At 71.6% G+C, this 21282-nt stretch carries 14 protein-coding genes; 7 read left to right on the forward strand and 7 right to left on the reverse strand.

All coding sequences use genetic code 11. From position 1 onward, the window contains the following. Window positions 1-276: 276 nt before the first annotated feature. The 4 genes from ABD329_RS34905 to ABD329_RS34920 all read left to right on the forward strand — a co-directional run bounded on the left by ABD329_RS34905 (window position 277) and on the right by ABD329_RS34920 (window position 5460). Window positions 277-2031 (forward strand): alpha-L-fucosidase, encoded by a 1755-nt coding sequence (locus ABD329_RS34905; RefSeq protein WP_344317407.1) that lies wholly within the window; start codon window positions 277-279, stop codon window positions 2029-2031. A gap of 161 nt (window positions 2032-2192) precedes the next feature. After that, a complete protein-coding gene (locus tag ABD329_RS34910) occupies window positions 2193-2435 on the forward strand; it encodes a hypothetical protein (RefSeq protein WP_014060726.1) in 243 nt (80 codons plus the stop codon). Window positions 2436-2706: 271 nt separating this feature from the next. Beyond that, a complete protein-coding gene (locus ABD329_RS34915; protein ID WP_198277090.1) occupies window positions 2707-3681 on the forward strand; it encodes an acyl-ACP desaturase in 975 nt (324 codons plus the stop codon). 51 nt (window positions 3682-3732) lie between these two features. Next, window positions 3733-5460, forward strand: coding sequence for a tetratricopeptide repeat protein (locus tag ABD329_RS34920; protein ID WP_309142717.1), 1728 nt, complete (start codon window positions 3733-3735; stop codon window positions 5458-5460). A 291-nt stretch (window positions 5461-5751) separates the two neighbouring features. Here the strand turns inward: ABD329_RS34920 and pepN (ABD329_RS34925) are convergent, their stop codons facing one another. Beyond that, entirely contained in the window at window positions 5752-8322 is a 2571-nt protein-coding gene (gene pepN / locus ABD329_RS34925) for an aminopeptidase N (RefSeq protein ID WP_198277091.1), read from the reverse strand. 148 nt (window positions 8323-8470) lie between these two features. Further along, the gene (locus ABD329_RS34930) at window positions 8471-9496 is read right to left on the reverse strand and encodes an aspartate-semialdehyde dehydrogenase (protein WP_198277092.1); all 1026 of its coding nucleotides are present in this window, start codon (window positions 9494-9496) and stop codon (window positions 8471-8473) included. Window positions 9497-9833: 337 nt separating this feature from the next. Here ABD329_RS34930 and ABD329_RS34935 point away from each other — a divergent pair, with 337 nt between their 5' ends. Then, entirely contained in the window at window positions 9834-11576 is a 1743-nt protein-coding gene (locus tag ABD329_RS34935) for a TIGR03767 family metallophosphoesterase (RefSeq protein WP_198277093.1), read from the forward strand. Window positions 11577-11593: 17 nt separating this feature from the next. Here the strand turns inward: ABD329_RS34935 and ABD329_RS34940 are convergent, their stop codons facing one another. Further along, the gene (locus ABD329_RS34940) at window positions 11594-12619 is read right to left on the reverse strand and encodes a hypothetical protein (RefSeq protein ID WP_198277094.1); all 1026 of its coding nucleotides are present in this window, start codon (window positions 12617-12619) and stop codon (window positions 11594-11596) included. Between the two features lie 176 nt (window positions 12620-12795). Beyond that, window positions 12796-15441 carry an aminopeptidase N gene (pepN, locus tag ABD329_RS34945; protein WP_198277095.1) on the reverse strand — a complete coding sequence of 882 codons (2646 nt, stop codon included), beginning with the start codon at window positions 15439-15441 and terminating at the stop codon, window positions 12796-12798. A 170-nt stretch (window positions 15442-15611) separates the two neighbouring features. On the opposite strand from pepN (ABD329_RS34945), the gene ABD329_RS34950 reads away from it, so the two are divergent. Further along, the gene (locus tag ABD329_RS34950; RefSeq protein ID WP_164428820.1) at window positions 15612-16247 is read left to right on the forward strand and encodes a mycothiol-dependent nitroreductase Rv2466c family protein; all 636 of its coding nucleotides are present in this window, start codon (window positions 15612-15614) and stop codon (window positions 16245-16247) included. Between the two features lie 103 nt (window positions 16248-16350). Here the strand turns inward: ABD329_RS34950 and ABD329_RS34955 are convergent, their stop codons facing one another. Further along, a complete protein-coding gene (locus tag ABD329_RS34955; protein WP_198277096.1) occupies window positions 16351-16944 on the reverse strand; it encodes a biotin transporter BioY in 594 nt (197 codons plus the stop codon). Window positions 16945-17198: 254 nt separating this feature from the next. Here ABD329_RS34955 and ABD329_RS34960 point away from each other — a divergent pair, with 254 nt between their 5' ends. Further along, window positions 17199-18626 (forward strand): amino acid permease, encoded by a 1428-nt coding sequence (locus tag ABD329_RS34960; protein WP_198277097.1) that lies wholly within the window; start codon window positions 17199-17201, stop codon window positions 18624-18626. Here ABD329_RS34960 and ABD329_RS34965 read toward each other — a convergent pair whose 3' ends face one another. Together ABD329_RS34965 and ABD329_RS34970 are read right to left on the reverse strand one after the other, a co-directional pair. Next, window positions 18627-20828 carry a tetratricopeptide repeat protein gene (locus ABD329_RS34965; protein ID WP_198277098.1) on the reverse strand — a complete coding sequence of 734 codons (2202 nt, stop codon included), beginning with the start codon at window positions 20826-20828 and terminating at the stop codon, window positions 18627-18629. It lies immediately after the preceding gene. Further along, window positions 20825-21247, reverse strand: a complete 423-nt coding sequence (locus ABD329_RS34970; protein WP_198277099.1) for a hypothetical protein — start codon at window positions 21245-21247, stop codon at window positions 20825-20827. The genes ABD329_RS34965 and ABD329_RS34970 overlap by 4 nt, the downstream gene beginning before the upstream one ends. Window positions 21248-21282 lie beyond the last annotated feature (35 nt).

The raw sequence follows: 21282 nt of genomic DNA on the forward strand, positions 1-21282 counted from the left end.
CTCCGCCCCCGGCCCCGCCAATGGGGCTCCGCCCCGGACCCCACCCCCGGAGCGGGGTCCCCCCGGCCCGGGCGCAGGGGCCGTGGTCCGGACCCCGGGCGGGGGCCAGGGGCGGAGCCCCCTGCCGCGCGGTGGGGTACCGGCGTGTGGCTGCCCCATCCCATAGGTGGGACCTCTGCGGTGCGCAGTCTCCCCAGAACGCCTCTCCTCTGTCAGGCTGTCATGGACACCGCCATAGAGATCCGATCAATGCCGATCGGAGACCTGGAGGGGACCATGGCCCGACCTCTGGACGGAACGCCCGGCATCCGCGGAACCCGCGGACGGCGGCGTGCGCTGCTCGTGCTTCGCGCCCTCGCCCTGGCCGCCCTCGCGGCCGCCGCCGTCCCTCCCGCCCCCGCGCAGGCAGCCGGGCAGGCCGCCGGGCAGGCCCCCGCGCGGGCCGGATGCGAGGGGCCCGTCACCCCCGCACCGCAGCAGATCGTCGAGGACTGCGACACGCCCGCCCGCATCATCGACAAGGCCGCCCACACCGTCCCCACCCCCGGGCAGCGGGCCTGGCAGCAGCGTGAGGTCACCGCCTTCACCCACTTCGGCATGAACACCATGACCGGCCGCCAGTGGGGTTCCGGGGCCGAGGACGAGAAGCTCTTCGACCCGCCCGAGCTCGCCATGGACCAGTGGATGCGGGCGTACAAGGCCGCCGGGGCCAAGCAGGTCATGCTCACCGCCAAGCACCACGACGGATTCACGCTCTACCCGAGCCGCTACACCGGCCACGACGTCGAGGCCAGCCCCTGGTGGACGAAGGGGCCCGGCGGCCGGAACCCCGAGGGCGATGTCCTGGGCGCGTACGTCAAGGCCGCGCGTAAGGCGGGGCTCAAGGTCGGGGTGTACCTCTCGCCCGCGGACGGCGCCGAGCTGCCGCACGCCTGGCACGCCCAGTGGGTCGAGAAGATCCGCGAGAAGCAGCAGAACGGCGAGGAGCTGTCGCTGCCCGAGCGGATGGCCCTGGAGGACGGCGACCGCGCGCCCGCCGGTCAGGGCCGTTACGGCAACGGCAGCAGGCCCACCGAGCGCACCATCCCCACCCTCGTCCCCGGTGACGACCGGGCGGACAAGGTCGCCTCCGGCGCGCTGCCCAGCTTCCGCTTCGCCGCCGACGACTACGACGCGTACTACCTCAACCAGATCTACGAGATCCTGACGCAGTACGGCCCCATCGACGAGTTCTGGATGGACGGCGCCAACCCCTGGGGCGGTGCGGGCGTGACCCAGAACTACAACGTCAGGAACTGGTTCGAGCTGATACACGCGCTCTCCCCGAAGTCCGTGATCTTCCAGGGCGCCCAGGGCGTGCGCTGGGTGGGCAACGAGGACGGCATCGCCCGGGAGACCGAGTGGTCGGTGACCCCGTCCGCGGTCGACCCGTGGACGGTCATCGGCGGCGGGCTGCCCAATGACTCCACCGACGCCGACATCGGCTCGCGCGCGAAGCTGACCGCGCCGGGCGTGCGCTACCTCCAGTGGTACCCGGCCGAGGCCGATGTCTCGATCCGCCCCGGCTGGTTCCACGACCCCGCGGAGCGGCCCAAGACCCCGGACCAGCTCATGTCGCTGTACGAGCGCAGCGTGGGCCGCAACGCCTCGCTGCTGCTCAACGTGGGGCCCGCCAAGAACGGCCGGATCGACGACGCCGATATTGCCTCCCTTACGGCCTTCGGCAAGGCCGTAAGGACGACATACGGCACCGGCTCCCGGCCGACGGCCGGCCATCCGGTGACCTTCGACCGGGTGCGGCTCGGCGAGGACATCCGCCAGGGACAGCGGGTGGAGGAGTTCACCGTGCAGGCCCGGGTGGCGGGAACGTGGCGCGACATCGCCTCCGGGACGACCATCGGGGCCCGGCGGATCCTTCCGCTGGCCGCGCCCGTCACCGCCGACGGGCTGCGGATACGCGTCCTCGCCTCCCGCGCCGCGCCACGGCTGCTGCCGCCCACGGTCCACCTCAGCGAGGCGGCCCGCCGCTGAGCCGACGATCCCGGGGTCGCGTCATGGCCACCACAGCACCGTGTCATCGCCACCACAGCACCGTGTCATGGCCATAACGGCACCGTGTCATGGCCATCTCAGCACCGTGTTAAGGCCACCCCGGACACGCGGCGCCGGAGGGCGTCGGATAACTTGAGTCCGTGAGCAACAAGGTCAAAAAGAACGCCGTGCGCGCCGGTGCAGTCATCGCCGCGACGACGGCGATGCTGCTGATGTCGTCTCCCGCGTTCGCGCTCACCCGCGACGACGGTGACGACCCGGGTCCGGGCCTGAGTGTCGCCGAGACACTGGGCCTCTATGTCGCTGCTCCGATCATCCTGTTCCTGGTGATCGCGGGTCTGGTGATGGCGGGAGACAGGAAGTCCCGTAAGCAGACCGACTGACGCGATCGATCGACGAAGCGCGCACGCCGCTGCGGAGCGCCCCGGCCATCCGGCCGGGGCGCTTTTGTCGTGTGCGGCTGTTGTGTGCGGCCCCGTCGGCCTTGTCGTGTGCGGCCCGTCGGGCCGGACCGCCAAGTGGGGGCGCGTCACACCGAGTTCACCGCGTGCCATCCATAGGCCCTGGCCTGTTTATTTTCGCTTTAACCTACGGTGTCGTAACCTACGGGGCCGTAGGTATAGCCCGTCGCCCCCGTCCCCTGGAGCCCCCACCGTGACACTTGCCCCTTCCCACCGCCACGGTCAGGCCGTCTGGAGCGACACCCAGCTCCTGTACGCACTCGAAGAGGTCGTCGAGACCGAGCTCAACCGGCATCTGAAGGTCGCCAAGGAGTGGATGCCACACGAGTACGTCCCGTGGAGCGACGGCCGGAACTTCGACGGGATCATGGGCGGCGAGGCATGGGCGCCCGACCAGTCCAAGGTCAGCGAGGTCGGCCGGATAGCTCTCGTGGTCAACCTCCTCACCGAGGACAACCTCCCCAGCTACCACCACGAGATCGCGACCCTCTTCGGCCGGGACGGCGCCTGGGGCACCTGGGTGCACCGGTGGACGGCGGAGGAGGGGCGCCACGGCATCGTGATGCGCGACTACCTGCTGACCAGCCGCGCCGTCGACCCGGTGCAGCTGGAGCGGTTCCGCATGGAGCACATGTCCGAGGGCTTCGAATCGGACAACCAGCACAGCATGCTGCACACCGTGGCGTATGTCGCCTTCCAGGAGCTGGCCACCCGCATCTCGCACCGCAACACCGGCCATCACTCCGGCGACCCGGTCTGCGACCGGATGCTGGCGCGCATCGCCACCGATGAGAACCTGCACATGATCTTCTACCGGAACCTGCTCGGGAAGGCGTTCGAGCTGGCCCCCGACCAGACCATGTGCGCCGTCCGCGATGTGGTGGTCAACTTCCGGATGCCGGGCCACGGGATGCCCGGCTTCGAGCGCGCCGCCGCCCAGATCGCCATCGGCGGCATCTACAACCTCCGCATCCACCACGACGACGTCCTCCAGCCGGTGCTGCGCTTCCTGAAGGTCCTGGAGATCGGCGGGCTCGGTCCCGAGGGTCTCAAGGCGCAGGAGGAACTGGGGCTCTACATGGGCGGATTGGACGACCAGGCCACCAAGTTCGACGAGAAGCGCGAGGCGCTGCTGGCCCGGCGCAGGGCCCGTGCCGAACGGGCTTGATCACTCTGGCACCATCGGGTGATGGTCGAACATTCATCGCAAGATGCGGCGGTGGATCCGGAAGCCGACGCGGCCCGGCTGAGGGCCGCGGCGGCGGCCGGGAAGCCGGGCGCGTACCGGGCCTACGCCGAACTCCTCACCGGCCGGGGCCGCTTGGACGAGGCCCTGCCCTGGTGGGCCAGGGCCGCCGACGCCGGGGACGCGGAAGCCTCGCGCACGCTCGCGATCTGCCACAAGGACCGCGGCGAGTTCGCCGAGGCCGAGCGGTGGTACCGCACGGCCGCCGATCGCGACGGCGGCTGTGCGTTCGGTCTGGCCCGGCTGCTTCAGGAGGCCGGTGACACGGCCGGCGCCGAGCGGTGGTACGAGCACGGGGCCGCGCTCGGCAGCGTGGAGTGCAAGACCAACGGCGCCGTGCTGCTGGCCGCGCGCGGCGAATGGGACACCGCGCTCGCGCGGCTGGCCGAGGCGTCCGCCGAGGGCGACGACGTCGCCGCCCACAGCCGGCGGGCCATCCAGGGCATGCTGAGGGACCTGGAGGGCTGGCGCGCCGCCCTCGCCCGGGCGGAGGCCGAGGGCGACCCCGAGGAGGCGTACGAGGCGCTGCGCGAGCTGCTCGACCCGGAGCGCAGGGCGATGTTCGAGCGCTACCCCCGGATGGTCGCGGAGGCCGAGGCGCTGTACGCCCGCGCGGCCGCGGTGGGCGGCGCCAAGGCGCTGGTGGACCAGGCCCTCTTCATCGCCCGCGACGACAACCGCTGGGCCGAGGCCCGCGCCCTCGTGGAACGCGCCCATGAGCGGGGCTACGACGGCGCGGCGTACGTCCTCGGCGTCTGGGCGGAGGAGAACGGCGAGCTCCGCACCGCCGAGGAGTGGTACCGCACGGCCGACGAGGCGGACGGCGGCCATATGTGGGCCTGCTTCAACCTCGGGGTGCTGTGTGTGCGGCAGCGGCGGCTGGCGGAGGCGGAGCGGTGGCTGCGGGCCACGGGGGTCGACGGTGTCGACGGTGTCGACGAGAGTGAGGAGCGGATCGCCGCGGCGCTTCGGGACATCGCCGCGATCCGGGCCGACCCCGAGCGGATGCCGCCCGCCGAGTGGCAGGAGCGGCTGCCCGGGCTGCGGGGTCGCGCCGAGGAGGGCGGCCCGGACGCCTGGTTCGCGTACGCCGACGCCCTGGACCGGCTGTACCGGCTCCCGGAGGCCGCCGAGTGGTACCGCAAGGCGGGCACCCCGCGTGCCCTGCTCGCCCTCGGACGGATGCTGTACGAAGGGGGCGGCGCCAAGGGGCTGCGGATGGTGCCGTACTACGAGCCCGCGGCGGCGGAGGGCGACGCCGGTGCGGCGTACGACATCGGCCGGATCCACGACGAGGCCGGGGACCGGCGTACCGCCCAGATCTGGTTCCGCCGGGCGGCCGACCTGGGGCACGGGCGCGCCGCGTGGTGGCTGGGCTGGACGTCGGAGGAGCGCGGCGGGGATCCGCAGCACGCCGAGCGCTGGTATGTGCGCGCCGCGCGCAGCGGTCTCGTTCCGCCCGCGTTTCTGGCGGGGCGGAGCATGGTGCGGCGGGGTGCGTGTGCGGAGGCGGAGCCGCTGTTGCGGATGGCGTGTGAGGGGGAGCATGAGGAGGCGCCGTACTGGCTGGCGCAAGCCCTGCGGGGGCTGGGCCGCACGGAGGAGGCGGAGCGCTGGCTCCGGGTCGCCGCGGATGCGTACCCGGACCTCCTCCACCAATACGGCGAAATGGCCCGCCTGGCCTTACGAGACCCCAGCTAGCCGGTTTGTGGGCAATCGTTCCGCCGGGGCGGAACGGGTGGGCACAAACCGGCCACCGGCCGGTACCCGGCAACGAAACGTTGACCAGAGATGGGCGTGCCCGCACCGGCTGCGCTAATCCCTGGCTGAGGCATCGCTTCCGGGTGCGGCCCGGTGGGTGGGTTGTGCCCACCCGTCCCTCCCCCAGCTACCGCTGGGAGGTGCCCCCTCGCGGAACGATTGCCCACAACACGAAACAACGCATTCGCGGCGCCGTGCGGGGCGTATGGCCTCGCACGGCGCCGCACCCGGTCAGCCCGCCGCCGCGTCCGCGGCTTGCGCGCGGAGGGCGCGGTCGATGCCTGCCCGCGACTCCGTCACCAGACGCCTCAGCGCCGCCGTCGGCTCGGCGGACGCGAGCCACGCATCCGTGGCGTCCAGGGTCTCCGGCGAGACCTGGAGCGCCGGGTACAGGCCCACCACGATCTGCTGCGCCATCTCATGGCTGCGGCTGTTCCAGACGTCCTTCGCCACCGCGAAGTACTTCTCCGTGTACGGCGCCAGCAGCTCCCGCTGATCGGTCTGGATGAAGCCGCCGATCACGGCTTCCTGCACCGCGTTCGGGAGGTTGTCGCTCTCCACGACCGACGCCCACGCCTCCGCCTTGGCCTGTGGTGTCGGCCGCGCGGCCCGCGCCGTCGCGGCGTGGCGCTCGCCCGCGGAGGTCTTGTCGCGCTCCAGCTCCGCCGCGATGGCGGCCTCGTCGGCCCGACCCGTGGCGGCGAGCCGCTCCAGCAGGGCCCAGCGCAGCTCGGTGTCGATGGTCAGGCCCTCGATCGTCTCGGTGCCCTCGAGCAGCCCGGAGACCAGGTCCAGCTGTGCGTCGGTGCGGGCGGTCGCGGTGAAGGCCCGCGCCCAGGCCAGCTGGTGGTCACTGCCCGGCGCCGCCGCCCGCAGGTGGTCCAGCGTGGCCTCGGTCCACCGGGCCAGGCCCGTCTCACGCCAGTCCGGCGCCGCGTACAGGTCCAGGGCCAGCTTCACCTGGCGGTGCAGCGACTGGACGACGCCGATGTCCGACTCCTTGGCGATGCCCGAGAGCACCAGCGCGAGGTAGTCGCGGGTGGCCAGTTCGCCGTCGCGGACCATGTCCCAGGCCGAGGCCCAGGACAGCGCGCGCGGCAGCGACTCCTCGAAGTCGCCGAGGTGCTCGGTGACCACGGCCAGCGAGTCCGGGTCCAGCCGGACCTTCGCGTAGGTGAGGTCGTCGTCGTTGAGCAGGATCACCGCGGACCGCTTCGTGCCGGTCAGCTGCTCCACCTGGGTCAGCTCGCCGTCCACGTCCAGCTCGATGCGCTCGGAGCGGATCAGCTTGCCGGTCGGGTTCAGGTCGTAGAGCCCGATGGCGATGCGGTGCGGCCGCAGCGTTGGCTCGCCCTTGGCGCCCGGCGGCAGCGCGGGGGCCTCCTGCCGCACCGCGAAGGAGGTCACCGTGCCGCTCGCGTCCGTCTCGATCTCCGGCCGCAGCACATTGATGCCCGCCGTCTCCAGCCACTGCTTGGACCAGGTCTTCAGATCGCGCCCGCTGGTCTCCTCCAGCGCGCCGAGCAGGTCCGACAGCCGGGTGTTCTGGTAGGCGTGGCGCTTGAAGTACGCCTGGACGCCACGGAAGAACTCGTCCATCCCGACGTACGCGACCAGCTGCTTGAGCACCGAGGCGCCCTTGGCGTACGTGATCCCGTCGAAGTTGACCAGGACGTCGTCCAGGTCGTTGATGTCGGCCATGATCGGGTGGGTGGACGGCAGCTGGTCCTGCCGGTAGGCCCAGGTCTTCATGGAGTTGGCGAAGGTGGTCCACGAGTGCGGCCACCTGCTGCCCGGGGCGTGGGCCTGGCAGGCGATCGAGGTGTAGGTGGCGAACGACTCGTTCAGCCACAGGTCGTTCCACCACTCCATGGTGACCAGGTCGCCGAACCACATGTGGGCCAGCTCGTGGAGGATGGTCTCGGCGCGCGTCTCGTACGCCGCGTCCGTCACCTTGGAGCGGAAGACGTACTGGTCGCGGATGGTCACCGCGCCCGCGTTCTCCATCGCGCCCGCGTTGAACTCCGGTACGAACAGCTGGTCGTACTTGGCGAACGGGTACGCGTAGTCGAACTTCTCCTCGAACCACGCGAAGCCCTGCCGCGTCACCGCGAAGATCGCGTCCGAGTCGAGGTACTCCGCGAGCGAGGGACGGCAGTAGATGCCCAGCGGCACCGAGCGGCCGTCCTTCTCGTAGGAGCTGTGCACGCTGTGGTACGGGCCGACGATGAGCGCGGTGATGTACGTCGAGATGCGCGGGGTCGGCTCGAACCGCCAGACGTTGTCCTTCGGCTCCGGCGTCGGCGAGTTCGAGATCACCGTCCAGCCCTCGGGCGCCGTCACGGTGAACTGGAACGTGCCCTTCAGATCGGGCTGCTCGAAGTTGGCGAACACCCGGCGGGCGTCGGGCACCTCGAACTGGGTGTAGAGGTACGCCTGCTGGTCGACGGGGTCGACAAAGCGGTGCAGCCCCTCACCGGTGTTGGTGTACGCGCAAGCAGCGACCACGCACAGCTCGTTGCGCCCGGCCAGCAGCCCCGGCAGGGCGATCCGCGAGTCCTTGAAGACCTCGTCCGGGTCGAGCGCGTCGCCGTTCAGCACCACCTCGTGCACCGTGGGCGCCACCAGGTCGATGAACGACTCCGCGCCCGCCTCGGCGGCGTCGAAGCGCACCGTGGTCACGGAGCGGTAGGTACCGCCCTCCTGGGCGCCGCTCAGGTCCAGTTCGATCTCGTACGCGTCCACCGTGAGGAGGCGCGCCCGCTGCTGCGCTTCCTCCCTTGTGAGGTTGGTGCCAGGCACGTCGGCTAACTCCCGTTCGTCATGTGCGGTACGCCATGCGTCAGGCGGATGGCCATCCTCGCACGTCGGACGGTCAGTGCCGGTGGATATTTCGCCCACCGGGGGAGTGGCCGCCGGGCCGCTCCCCCGGTGAGCCGAGACGCGGGCGTCAGCTCAGGTCGGCCGCCACCAGCTCGGCGATCTGCACCGCGTTCAGCGCCGCGCCCTTGCGCAGGTTGTCGTTGGACAGGAACAGCGCGAGACCGTGCTCGACCGTCTCGTCCACCCGGATCCGGCCCACATAGCTGGGGTCCTGGCCCGCCGCCTGGAGCGGGGTCGGGATCTCCGAGAGCGCCACGCCCGGGGCCGCGGCCAGCAGCTCGTAGGCGCGCTCCACGCTGATCGGACGCTCGAAGCGGACGTTCACCTGGAGCGAGTGGCCGGTGAAGACCGGGACCCGGACACAGGTGCCGGACACCTTCAGCTCCGGGATCTCCAGGATCTTGCGGCTCTCGTTGCGGAGCTTCTGCTCCTCGTCGGTCTCGAACCGGCCGTCGTCGACGATCTTCCCGGCCATCGGGAGCACATTGAACGCGATCGGGCGGGCGTACACCCCGGGCTCGGGGAAGTCCACCGCCGCGCCGTCGTGGGTCAGCTCGGCCGCGCGGTCGGCGGTCTTGCGGATCTGGCCGTCGAGCTCGGCCACGCCGGACAGACCGGAGCCGGAGACGGCCTGGTAGGTGGTGGCCACCAGGGCGGTGAGCCCGGCCTCGGCGTGCAGCGGGCGCAGCACCGGCATGGCGGCCATCGTGGTGCAGTTCGGGTTGGCGATGATGCCCTTGGGGCGGTCCACCGCGGCGTGCGGGTTGACCTCGGCCACGACCAGCGGCACCTCGGGGTCCATCCGCCAGGCCGAGGAGTTGTCGATCACGACCGGGCCCTGGGCGGCGACCTTCTCGGCCAGCGCCTTGGAGGTGGCGCCGCCCGCGGAGAACAGGACGATGTCCAGACCGGAGTAGTCGGCCGTGGCGGCGTCCTCGACGGTGATCTCGGTGCCGCGCCACGGGAGCGTACGGCCGGCCGAGCGGGCGGAGGCGAACAGCCGCAGCTGCTCGGCCGGGAAATCACGCTCGGCGAGCACCCTGCGCATCACTCCGCCGACCTGGCCGGTCGCTCCGACGATTCCGATCCTCATATCAGCCCTTTTCCTTGGTTGTGCCTGTTCGAGGCGCCTACCCTCCTGGCAAGTGTCTCAGGCGGGTCCGTTACCGTCCCGTGATTTTTCCCACGGCGGGGGCTGATCCCGGATATGGCGGGGGCGGTTCCCAGATCCGATGAACGCCGAGTGAGCGGAAGAATTCCTGTTCACAAGGGCGCGATGACCGTTTGCCACCGCCAAGATCCACGTGTGGAGATCGGCGACCCGCGTTGCCGTCTCGTTCACTCCCAAGCCATCCCCGATGCCAACGATCCGAGGTGAGGGCAGCGTCGCTGCCCGCCCGTCACCGCGTGTCCACTCGGGGAGATCGCGCATGTCCCGCATACGGTCCGTACGGTCCGCCGCAGCTGCCGTCGCCACCCTCGACCGGCGCACCTTCCTCGCCGCCGCCACCGCCACCGGTGCCACGGCCGGCCTGGGAATCGCCTTCGGTCCCGGCAGCGGCTCGGCCGGTGCCTCGCAGCCCGCCACCGCGCACGCCGCGGGCCGCCGGGTGGTGCAGGCCCCGGCGGCGCCCTCGACGGCCGGTACGACGCTGGAGACGTTCTCGGCCGCACACGGCGCCACCGGCTACCGGCGGCTCGCCGACGGCCCCGCCTGGGCCCGCGAGGTCCGCACCGAGATCACCGGCGCCAAGGGCGGCCGCGAGGACCGGCGCACCGCGCTCGCCTCGTTCGTCCAGCTCACGGATCTGCATCTGACCGACGTCCAGCACCCGATGCGCTACGAGTTCCTGCGCTCCGGGCGCGCCGGGGCGTGGCGGCCGCACGAGGCGCTGACCATCGCCGGGGTCGCCTCGCTCATCGAGCGGATCAACGGGCTGCGCGGCGGACCGGCCACCGGGGCGCCGCTGTCGTTCGTCATGACCACCGGCGACAACACCGACAACAACGCCAAGATCGAGCTGGACTGGTTCCTGACCGCCATGAACGGCGGCCGGATCACCCCCAACACCGGCGATCCGCGCCGCTACGAGGGCGTCCAGAACAGCGGGCTCAAGGAGTTCTGGCACCCCGAGGAGGCGCTGCGCGACGCCGACAAGAAGGCCGGCTTCCCGCGCATCGACGGCTTCCTCGAGGCCGCGCTGCGCACCGTCAACAGCCCCGGGCTGCGGCTGCCGTGGTACTCCACCATCGGCAACCACGACGATCTGGCGGGCGGTGTCTACTCGCTCGGCCACGACTACTACACGGACTTCGCCACCGGGAAGCGCAAGCTGGAGATCATCCCGGCCGCGGAGGCCGAGACGATCTACAAGGGGACGCGCAAGGGGGCCGACCCCAAGGGCGCGGACCTGAAGGCTCTGCTGGACGCGCACGCCAAGGACATGCGCACGGTGACCCCCGATGAGCGCCGCGCGCCCTTCACCCAGTCCGAGTACCTGGCCGCGCACCTCGACCCGGCCGCCACCGGCTCCGGTCCGGTCGGCCACGGCTACACCAAGGCCAACCTCGAGCAGGGCACGCTCTACTACTCGTTCCGGATCTCCGAGAACATGATCGGCATCAGCCTGGACACCACCGACCCGGGCGGCCACTACACCGGTTCGCTCGGCACCGCCCAACTGCGCTGGCTGGAGCGGACGCTGAAGGCGCACAAGGACGACTACGTGATCGTCTTCAGCCACCACTACAGCCGCAGCCTGAACAACATGAACCACGACCCGGACCGTCCGGGCGAGGCCCGGCACGGCGGGGACGAGGTCGTCGCCCTCTTCCAGCGCCACCCCAAGGTGCTGGCCTGGATCAACGGCCACAGCCACCAGAACGAGATCACTCCGCACGACACCTTCTGGGAGATCACCACCGCCTCGCATGTGGACTTCCCCCAGCTGGCCCGGGTGTTCGAGGTCGTGGACAACCACGACGGCACGATCTCCCTGTTCACCACGCTCATCGAGTCGGCCGCGCCGCACCGCACCGACTTCTCGGACCTGTCCCAGACCGGTCTCGCGGCCCTCTACCGCGAGCTGTCCTTCAACGCGCCCGGCGCCAGCCAGAAGCTGGCCGGCGACTCGACGGACCGCAACACCGAGCTGCTGCTGCGCAAGCCCTGAGCCGTCCGGCGGGCGCTTCAGCGCGGCAGGACCACCAGGTAGGGGGCCGGTTCGCGGTCGGCCGCCGCGATCAGGGCGGTACGGACCACCGCGGCCTGCTCCTCCGGTGACTCCCGGAGCCGCTTCGGGGTCACGCGCACGACCGTGATCCCGAGCCGCTCCAGGTGTTCGCGCTTGCGGCCGAAGCCGCCGCGCCAGACCTCCTCGTCCTGGCGCGGCGCCCGGGCGTCGATCTCCACCGCCACCGCCTGCTCGCGCCAGTAGGCGTCCACCCCGCCGAGGGCGGGCCCGCCGGGCAGCCGCAGCTCCACGTTCCACAGCGGCTCGGGCAGGTGGTGGCCGCGCACCATGTCGTACAGCCGCCCCTCGGCGATCGCCCGGCCCTCGGCGAGCAGCGCGTCCACGGCGTCCACGACATGCGGCCGGGACAGCAGCCGGGCCGAGTTCAGCTCCGCGACGACGGCCGCGGCCTCGCAGTGGCCGTGGCGCACGGACTCGGTGAGCAGCCTGCGGACCAGTACGGCGTCGGTGAGCCGGGCGACGGCGTCGGCGAGGGCGCGGGCCACCGGGGCGGTGGGCACCCCCGCGAGGTACTGGGGGGCGGGCAGGGTGCCGGCCCGGACGAAGCGGACGAAGCCGGTGGCGCGCAGCCGCCGGGTGCGCGGCACCAGGACGTCGATGTGGTCGAGGGAGGCCAGCGGGGGAGCGGAGGAGAAGTGGCGCAGGGCGAGCGCCGCCAACCCGGTGATCATCGCCTCGCCGCCCGGCTCGCCGCCGCCCGGCGCCGACCCGTCGGCCGCCTGGCCGCGGCTCGCGGTGTACAGCAGCGCGGCCAGCAGCCGCTCCTCGCTGGTCGCCGGGCCCGGGTGGAGCAGATGGACGCCCGGCAGGATCTGCTGCCAGGGCCCGCCGGCCCGGCAGCGCTCGGCGGCGACGGACGCGGTCACACCGTGCTCGCGCAGCTGGCGTGTCGTCAGGACCCGGCGCTGGACGTCCGAGAGGTGGTGGAGGGGGCGGGGGGACAGCGGCGTGTTGTGACTCATGCCACCGCCATTCCCGCGCCCGCTCCACCCGCTAACCGCTGTTACACAGTCGTCGACAAAAGCGGACAACACCGTACTAAAGTACGGCAGTTCGAATGCCGAAAGAGCTCCCCGCTTCTCCCGAAAGAGCTCCCCGCTTCTCCCGGGGGAGCTCCCGCTTCGGTCGAACGTGTGCGTCAGCCGGCCGCTCGCGCGTCGCACTCCTGGCCGCGCAGGGCGCGGGCGAGGTCGTCGCGGGCCTCCAGGACCAGCCGGCGCAGCGCGGGGGCCGCGTCCGGGTGGCCGTCGAGCCAGGTGTCGGCCGCGTCCAGAGCGCGGGTGTCGCCCTGGGCGGCCGGGAACAGACCGCGCACGATCGCCATCCCGATCTCGATCGACCGCTCCTGCCAGACGCGCTCGATCACCTCGAAGTAGCGCGGTGCGTACGGCGCCAGCAGCTCCCGCTGCCCCGGCTGGTCGAAACCGGAGATGGTGGCCTCCACCAGGGCGTTGGAGAGCCGGTCGGACTCCACCACCGCGTCCCACGCCTCGGCCTTGACCGCGGCGGAGGGCCGGGCGGCCAGGCACCGCACCTGGTGGCGCTTGCCGGAGGCGGTGTCGTCGCGGGTCAGCTCGGCGGCGATCAGCGCCTCGTCGGCCTGACCGCTCGAGGCCAGCGCGGCCAGGAACGTCCAGCGCAGCTCCTGGTCCACATCCAGCCCGTCGATCCGGGCCGTGCCGTCCAGCAGCCCGCGCAGCAGCCGCAGCTCGGCGTCGGCGACGGCGACCTGCGCGAAGAACCGCGCCCAGGCCAGCTGGTGGCCGCTGCCCGGCTCGGCCAGCCGCAGCTCGCTCAGCGCGCCCTCGGCCAGCCGGGCGGCGGCCTCCTCGCGCGCGTCCGGCGCCGAGTAGTGGTGCAGGGCGGACAGCGCCCACGCCTGGACCATCTGGAGCACCCCGATGTCGCTCTCGGCCCCGGCGAACCGCCGCACCAGCTCCAGGTAGTCGCGGGCGGGCAGCAGCGCGTCGCGGGTGAGGTTCCACAGCGCGGACCAGCTCAGGGCGCGGGCGAGGGGGTCGGTCAGCTCGCCGAGGTGCTCGCGCAGCGTGTCCAGCGAGCCCTCGTCGAAGCGGATCTTGCAGTAGGTGAGGTCGTCGTCGTTGACCAGGATCAGATCGGGCCGGGAGGCGCCGACCAGCTCGGGGATCACCGTACGGGGGCCGTCGACGTCCACCTCGGCGCGGGCGTAGCGCACCAGCGCCCCGGGGCGCTCGCCGGCCGGAGCCTCCTTGCGGTACAGCCCGACGGCCACTCGGTGCGGCCGCAAAGTGCCACGCGGCGGAGCCGCACCATCGGAACCAGCACTGTCGGCGGCCTCCTGGACCACCGCCAGCTCGGTGATGTGCCCCTCGGCGTCATAGGTGCCCTGCGGGGTCAGCGTGTTGACCCCCGCGGTCTCCAGCCAGGCGCGCGACCACGTGGCCATGTCGCGCCCGGAGGTCTCGCCGAGCACCGCCAGCAGGTCCGACAGCCGGGTGTTGCCGTACGCGTGCCGCTTGAAGTAGCGCCGCGCGCCCTCCAGGAAGGCGTCCTGCCCGACATAGGCCACCAGCTGCTTGAGCACGGACGCGCCCTTGGCGTAGGTGATCCCGTCGAAGTTGAGCTTGGCGTCCTCCAGGTCACGGATGTCGGCCGTGATCGGATGGGTGGACGGCAGCTGGTCGGCGCGGTACGCCCACGCCTTGCGGCGGTTGGCGAAGGTGATCCAGCCGTCGGTGAAGCGGGTCGCCCCGACCAGCGAGAAGGCCCCCATGAAGTCGGCGAACGACTCCTTGAGCCACAGGTCGTCCCACCACTCCATGGTCACCAGGTCGCCGAACCACATATGCGCCATCTCGTGCAGGATGACGTTCGCCCGGCCCTCGTACGACGCCTGGGTGACCTTGCCGCGGAAGATGAACTCCTCCCGGAAGGTCACACAGCCCGGGTTCTCCATCGCGCCGAGGTTGTACTCCGGCACGAACGCCTGGTCGTACTTGCCGAACGGGTACGGGTAGTCGAAGTGGTCGTGGAAGAAGTCCAGACCCTGCTTGGTGACGGTGAAGATGTCATCCGCGTCGAAGTGCTTGGCCAGCCCCTTGCGGCACAGCGCGCCCAGCGGGATCTCCAGCGCCGAGCCGTCCGGCAGTGTGCGGCGGTAGAGGTCGCTCACGTAGTGGTACGGACCGGCGACCACGGCCGTGATGTAGGTCGAGATGGGTCGGGTGGTCACGAAGTGGCTGGTCGCGGAGGCATCGTCGGCGCCGGACGGCTCCACCCGGTCCACCGCCCCGTTGCTCAGCACCGTCCAGCCCTCCGGGGCGGTCACCGAGAAGGTGAACGGGGCCTTGAGATCCGGCTGTTCGAAGTTGGCGAAGACCCGGCGGGCGTCGGCCGGCTCGTACTGGGTGTAGAGGTAGACCTCGCCGTCCTCCGGGTCCACGAAGCGGTGCAGCCCCTCGCCGGTCCGGCTGTACGCGCACTGCGCGTCCACCACCAGCTCGTTCTCCGCGGCGAGGCCCTCCAGCGCGATCCGGGAGCCGTCGAAGACCGCCGCCGGGTCCAGCTCCCGCCCGTTGAGCCGCACCGAGGTCACCGAGGGCGCCAGCAGATCGGCGAAGGTCGCCGCGCCCGGCTCGGCGCAGCGGAAGCGGATCGTGGTGGTGGAGCGGTAGGTGCGCGGCCCGGACCCGGTGTGCTCACCCACCGCGGACCGCAGATCGAGCGCCACCTCGTAACCCTCGACGGCCAGCAGCTTCGCCCGCTCACGGGCCTCGTCACGGGTCAGGTTCTCACCGGGCACGACGCGGCTCCCTCGCCAATGTCTCGCATCTCGGATATCGGACAGCGGGAATCATGTCACGGGGCACCGACACGCGGCATCGGGGAATGAGCCCACTTCCGCGTGCGTTGGTTGAAGCAACCAGCTCTCTATTCGTTTGCGATACCAACACGCCCGCTTGAGGAGAAACCGTGACCGAGACTGCCAAGACGCCCGCCGATTTCTGGTTCGATCCGCTGTGTCCCTGGGCCTGGATGACCTCGCGCTGGATGCTCGAGGTGGAGAAGGTGCGCCCGGTCGAGGTGCGTTGGCACGTCATGAGCCTGGCCGTGCTCAACGAGCCCAAGCTCGATGAGCTGCCCGAGGAGTACCGCGAGCTGCTGAAGACCGCCTGGGGCCCGGTCCGGGTCTGCATCGCCGCCGAGCAGAAGCACGGCAGCGAGGTCCTCGGGGCCCTTTACACCGCCCTCGGCACCCGCTTCCACAACCAGGGCCTGGAGAAGAACCGCGAGACGATCGTGGCCGCCCTCGAGGAGGCCGGTCTCCCCGCCGAGCTCGCCGACTTCGCCGACTCCGACGCGTACGACACCGAGCTGCGCGCCTCCCACAAGGAGGGCATCGACCTGGTCGGCCAGGACGTGGGCACCCCCGTCATCGCCGTCCCGGGCGCGGACGGCGAGCAGATCGCCTTCTTCGGCCCCGTGGTCACCCCGGCCCCCAAGGGCGAGGACGCCGCCAAGCTCTGGGACGGCACCCTGATGGTCGCCTCGATCCCCGGCTTCTACGAGATCAAGCGGACCCGTACGGTCGGCCCGATCTTCGACTGACCCTCTGTCCGCCGCCGCCAACGGCAGGGCCCCCGCGCGAGTCGACCGCGCGGGGGCCCTGCCGTTGGCGGCTTCCGGGGGCTTCTCTGCCGGCTTCCGGGGCTCAGCCGCGGCGGCCCACCAGCTTCCAGGCGGCCGGCAGCGCGCCCATCGCCAGGGCGGCCTTCAGCGCGTCACCGATCAGGAACGGGGCGAGCCCGGCCGCGATCGCCTCGCTGAGGGAGATGTGGGTGGCCAGTGCCAGGTAGGGGACGCCCACGGCGTAGGTGACCGCCGAGCCGACCGCCATGGTGCCCGCGGTGCGCAGCACCCCGCGGTCGCCGCCGCGCCGGGCGAGCGCGCCCACCACGGTGGCCGCCAGCAGCATGCCCAGCACATAGCCGAACGACGGCATGGCGGCACCGGAGCTGCCCTCGGCGAACCACGGCACGCCCGCCATGCCGACCAGGGTGTACAGCGCCAGCGACAGGAAGCCGCGGCGGGCGCCCAGCGAGGTGCCCACCAGCAGGGCGGCGAAGGTCTGACCGGTCACCGGCACCGGCGAGCCGGGGACGGGCACCGAGATCTGCGCCGCGAGGCCGGTGAGCACGGCGCCCCCGATGACCAGCGCGGTGTCGCGGGCCAGGACGCGCCGGGCGGGAAAGACCGCGTCCGCGAGGACCGTACCGGGTGTGGCGGCGGCAGAAACAGTGCTCATCAGCGATGCTCCCAGGTCAGGGGGGTGGATACCGCGACGCTAACCCAGCGTGGGGGCCGCGGACACCGTCGGATGGCCACAAAGCCGGACGCATCGGCTTGGCAGCTTCTTGCAGAGCTCCTTGATACGGAGCGTGACGCGGGTGTCCGATATCCAGAAAAGATTGTCCGCGATGTTGTCCCCACAGGGCACGCCCTTCACACTAGGGACGTTTTGCATCCGTCACCGGCGCTCGTAAGGGACAGAGAAGAAGAATGAACCGGACATCCGCGTCCTCGGCGCCATCCGGCGCCGCCGAGGCGACCGGCACGGGCGCGACCGCCACGCCGCCGCTCTCCCACGGTCTCAAGCAGCGCCATCTGTCGATGATCGCCCTTGGCGGTGTGATCGGAGCGGGGCTGTTCGTCGGCTCCGGCGCCGGAATCGCCGCCGCCGGTCCGTCGATCGTGGTCGCCTACGCGGTGTCCGGGCTGCTGGTGATGCTCGTGATGCGGATGCTCGGCGAGATGTCGGCGGCCAACCCGGCCTCCGGCTCGTTCTCCGTGCACGCCGAGCGGGCGATCGGGCCGTGGGCCGGGTTCACGGTGGGCTGGATGTTCTGGATCCTGCTGTGCGTGGGCATCGCCGCCGAGGCGATCGGCGCGGCCGGGATCATGGTCCAGTGGTTCCCGGGCAGCGAATCCTGGATGTGGGTCGCCCTCTTCATGGCGATGTTCTGCGGCACGAACCTCGCGGCGGTCAGCAACTTCGGCGAGTTCGAGTTCTGGTTCGCCGCGCTGAAGATCGCCGCGATCACGATCTTCCTCGTCCTGGGCGTGCTCGCGATACTCGGCGTCCTCCCGGGCACCGACGCCCCGGGCGGCGCCCATCTCAGCGGTGACGGCGGCTTCCTGCCCAACGGTGTGAACGGCCTGGTCGTCGGCCTGCTGGCCTCCGTCTTCGCGTACGGCGGCCTGGAGACGGTGACGATCGCGGCGGCCGAGTCCGAGAACCCGGTCAGGAGCGTCGCGGGCGCGGTGCGCACCGCGATGTGGCGCATCGCCCTCTTCTACGTCGGCTCGATGCTGGTCGTGGTCACGCTCATCCCGTGGAACGACAAGTCCGTGGTCGAGAAGGGCCCGTACGTCGCGGTGCTCAACCACCTCGACATCCCCGCGGCCGGCGACATCATGAACGTGATTGTGCTGATCGCGCTGCTCTCCGCGATGAACGCCAACATCTACGGCGCCTCCCGGATGTCCTACTCCCTGGTCACCCGCGGCGAGGGCCCCGCCTTCCTGGGCCGCGTCACCGGCGGCGTGCCCCGCCTCACCGTGCTCGCCTCCTCCTTCTTCGGCTTCGTCGCGGTGCTGCTCAGCTACTGGTGGCCGGACACCATCTTCAAGTGGCTGCTCAACATGGTCGGCGCCGCGGTGCTGGTGGTCTGGGGCTTCATCGCCGCCGCCCAGCTGCGGATGCGGAGCCGCTTGCAGCGCGAGGCCCCGGAGAAGCTCGTCGTGAAGATGTGGCTCTTCCCGTATCTGACCTGGGTCGCGCTGGCCGCCACGGTCGGGGTCCTGCTGCTGATGCTGCGCGAGGCCGATACCCGCAGTCAGCTGTACGCCACGGCCGTGATGGCGATCGCCCTGGCGATCATCGGCTTCGCGCGGCAGCGGATGTCGGTGGCCCGACAGGAGGGCTGATCAGGGCTGGGCTTGGGCCTGGGCTTGCCATTCCGCGAGCCACTCGCGGTTCTCGACGACGAACAGGTGCTCGGATCCGAGCACCTGTTCGCGGCGTTCGATGAGTTCCTCGAGCGCCGCGATGGCCTCGTCGTACTTGCCCAGCCCGTGCGCGACCCTGGCGGTGAGGCTGAGCGCGGCGAGTGCCAAGGGGTGATCTGCTCCCTGGACGCGGGCGCGGTCGGTCAACACGCGGCGAGCCACCGGTTCGGCTTCCGCGTAGCGACCGAGCGCCCGTAGCCCGTCGCCGTAGTCATGGCGAACCAGGAGGGCCGTGAGGTGATCCGGCGGCAGGAACCGCTCGCAGTCCTCGACGACACGGGCCTCCTCGTCGAACTCCTCCCTTTTGCCGAGCGCGGATAGCGTCAGGACCAGCATGGACCGGCTGACGAAGGTCTCCAGCGCGTCCGGGCCCAGCACCCGGCGCTGGGCGGCGGTCGCCTGACGAAGCAGCTGCTCAGCCTCTTCCAGGCGGTCGAGTAGCCTCAGCGACATCCCCAGGCCCGCACAGCTCCACAGCGTTTCGGGGTGATCCCCGCCGAGCACGCGCTTGCGCGTGGTCCAAATCCGTCGGTGCAGCGCTTCGGCATCCGCGCGCCGCGCCAGGAAGAGCAACGCCCGCGCCTCGGCGTCGTGCGCGGCCAGGGTGACGGAGTGCTCTTCGCTCAAACTCCGCTCGGCGACGTCCGCGGCGTATCGGGCATGCCGCGCAGCGCCCGCGAAGTTTCCCGCGTGCTGCATCTGCCGTGCGATGCGCACCATCAGTCCGGCCGACCATTCCCCCGGGGCTGCCCGCAGCAGCTGGGTGACGTGCGGGGCAAGCAGTTCCCAACCGGTGTATATCTCGGACGGCACGGCTTCGTCCGGTGGCAGCGCCGCCTCCAGCAACCGCCCCGCCGCCTCGGCCAGCGCCGCGCGTCGCGCGTCCGGAATCCCCGCCGCGACGCTGTCCAGCAGCACCCCGTGAGCCTGTACGCACCGACGCCCGTCCGCCTCGACCATCCCGATCAGCGAGTGGTCCAGCAGCCCGCGCAGCGCCGGCTCGACCCGGTCCGGCGCGAGCGGCGGGTCGAGGTGGCCGAAATCCATCTCACCCCGGGCCACCGGCATGAGCAGAGAGAGCGGCACCGGGTCCGCCGCCCAGCAGGACAGCAGCCGTAGCAGGGTCGTGGCCTCCGGCAGGCCCTGTCCGGCGAGGGCGTCCAGGGACAGCTGCCAGGTGCGGCCGACCAGGTGGCGGGACTGGCCGCTGCCGGTGCTCGCCGCGCCCTGGTCGACGAGTGCCGTCGAGTCCTCGCTCAGTTTCCGGTCGTATTCGTCCATGGACCACGACTCCAGAAGTTGGTGCGACAGATGCGAGCCCGCCAGGGTCAGGGCCAGCGGCAGACAGCCCAGCCGTCGCGCCACCTTCCGCGCCGATTCGGCGGTGCCCGCGTCCGGGGCCAGGTCGCACAGGACCTGCGCGGCGTCGGCCTCCGGAAGGACGCCGACGGGGTGCCGGGCCGATCCGGCGCCCCGCCACAGCGGCGAGGTCGCGTGCCGGGTGGTCACCAGGACCGTGCCGAGCGGGCTGGTGCGCAGCCAGCCGCCCTCCTCCAGGACCGTCGGGTCGTCGGCGTTGTCCAGGACCAGCAGCCAGCGCTGCGCGGAGTGGTCCAGGTAGTGCCAGACCAGGTCGGCCGCGGCGCGCTGGCCGCCGGCCGCGGCGGCCAGCTCACCGGTGGTCGCGCCCCGGTCGCCCGCCACGGCGAGCATGCCCGCGCGCAGGGAGATCCGCTCCGAGGCGTTCACCCAGAGCCCGACGCGTCCGTGGTCCCTTACGGCTTCCGTGAAGAGCTCGTGCGCCACCGCCGTCTTGCCGCAGCCGCCCAGGCCGTGCAGGACGTGGACGTCGCCACCGGACCCGGTGACGGCCGCTCGCAGGCGCTCCATGAGGTCGGCGCGGTCCCGCAGGATGCCCGGTGCCCGGCCGACGAGCGGCACCCTTACGGAGTCGGGGACCGTCGCGCCCTGGGGCGGCCGCGGGCCGACCGGCTGTGCGAGGAGGGACCCCGTTCCGGCCCCGTAGTGGTGGTGGTGCTCCTCGATGTACTGGTCGCCGCCGGTCTGGAAGACCCGGCCCTGACCGGACGCGCGGCCGTCGATCGGCATGGGGTCGCTCACCGTTCGCTGATGTGCTGGTCGCGGCCTGCCTGGTAGACCCGGCCGCTGCCGGACGCCTCGGCCGTCATGCGGATCTCACCGACGGCGGGGCGCTGATCGGCGAGGTGAGGGCTCAACTCGCCCAGGATGCGGCGCAGTTCGTCCGCCACCTCCGGCTGGGCCAGCAGCAGTCGACGCACCCGGCCCTGCCACTCGGCGGCCAGCTCCGCCTCGGACTCCGCGTCGCCCGTCTCGCGCGCGAGCAGCAGATCGTCGCGGCTCGCCTCGAACTCCTCGCCGATGCCGTCCGCACTGTTGGGCTGGAACCGCTGCCAGAGCGAGACCAGGCCGTCCCTGGCCGACTCCCAGGCAGTGGTGGCCATCAGCGTGACCATGGTGGTGCCCGCCGTCCTGGCGAGATCGGCGATCTGCGGATCCATGCCCTCCCCCTTCGAGCGACCTTTGATCATAGGGC

The organism is Streptomyces javensis (assembly GCF_039525925.1).
Classification (GTDB): domain Bacteria; phylum Actinomycetota; class Actinomycetes; order Streptomycetales; family Streptomycetaceae; genus Streptomyces; species Streptomyces asiaticus.

What these genes read in the sequence shown, in the direction of transcription:
- ABD329_RS34905 (WP_344317407.1), top strand. Translation starts at nt 277, where the DNA reads ATGGCCCGACCTCTGGACGGAACGCCCGGCATCCGCGGAACCCGCGGA.
- ABD329_RS34930 (WP_198277092.1), bottom strand. Translation starts at nt 9,496, where the DNA reads ATGAGGATCGGAATCGTCGGAGCGACCGGCCAGGTCGGCGGAGTGATG.
- ABD329_RS34935 (WP_198277093.1), top strand. Translation starts at nt 9,834, where the DNA reads ATGTCCCGCATACGGTCCGTACGGTCCGCCGCAGCTGCCGTCGCCACC.
- ABD329_RS34940 (WP_198277094.1), bottom strand. Translation starts at nt 12,619, where the DNA reads ATGAGTCACAACACGCCGCTGTCCCCCCGCCCCCTCCACCACCTCTCG.
- ABD329_RS34955 (WP_198277096.1), bottom strand. Translation starts at nt 16,944, where the DNA reads ATGAGCACTGTTTCTGCCGCCGCCACACCCGGTACGGTCCTCGCGGAC.
- ABD329_RS34960 (WP_198277097.1), top strand. Translation starts at nt 17,199, where the DNA reads ATGAACCGGACATCCGCGTCCTCGGCGCCATCCGGCGCCGCCGAGGCG.
- ABD329_RS34970 (WP_198277099.1), bottom strand. Translation starts at nt 21,247, where the DNA reads ATGGATCCGCAGATCGCCGATCTCGCCAGGACGGCGGGCACCACCATG.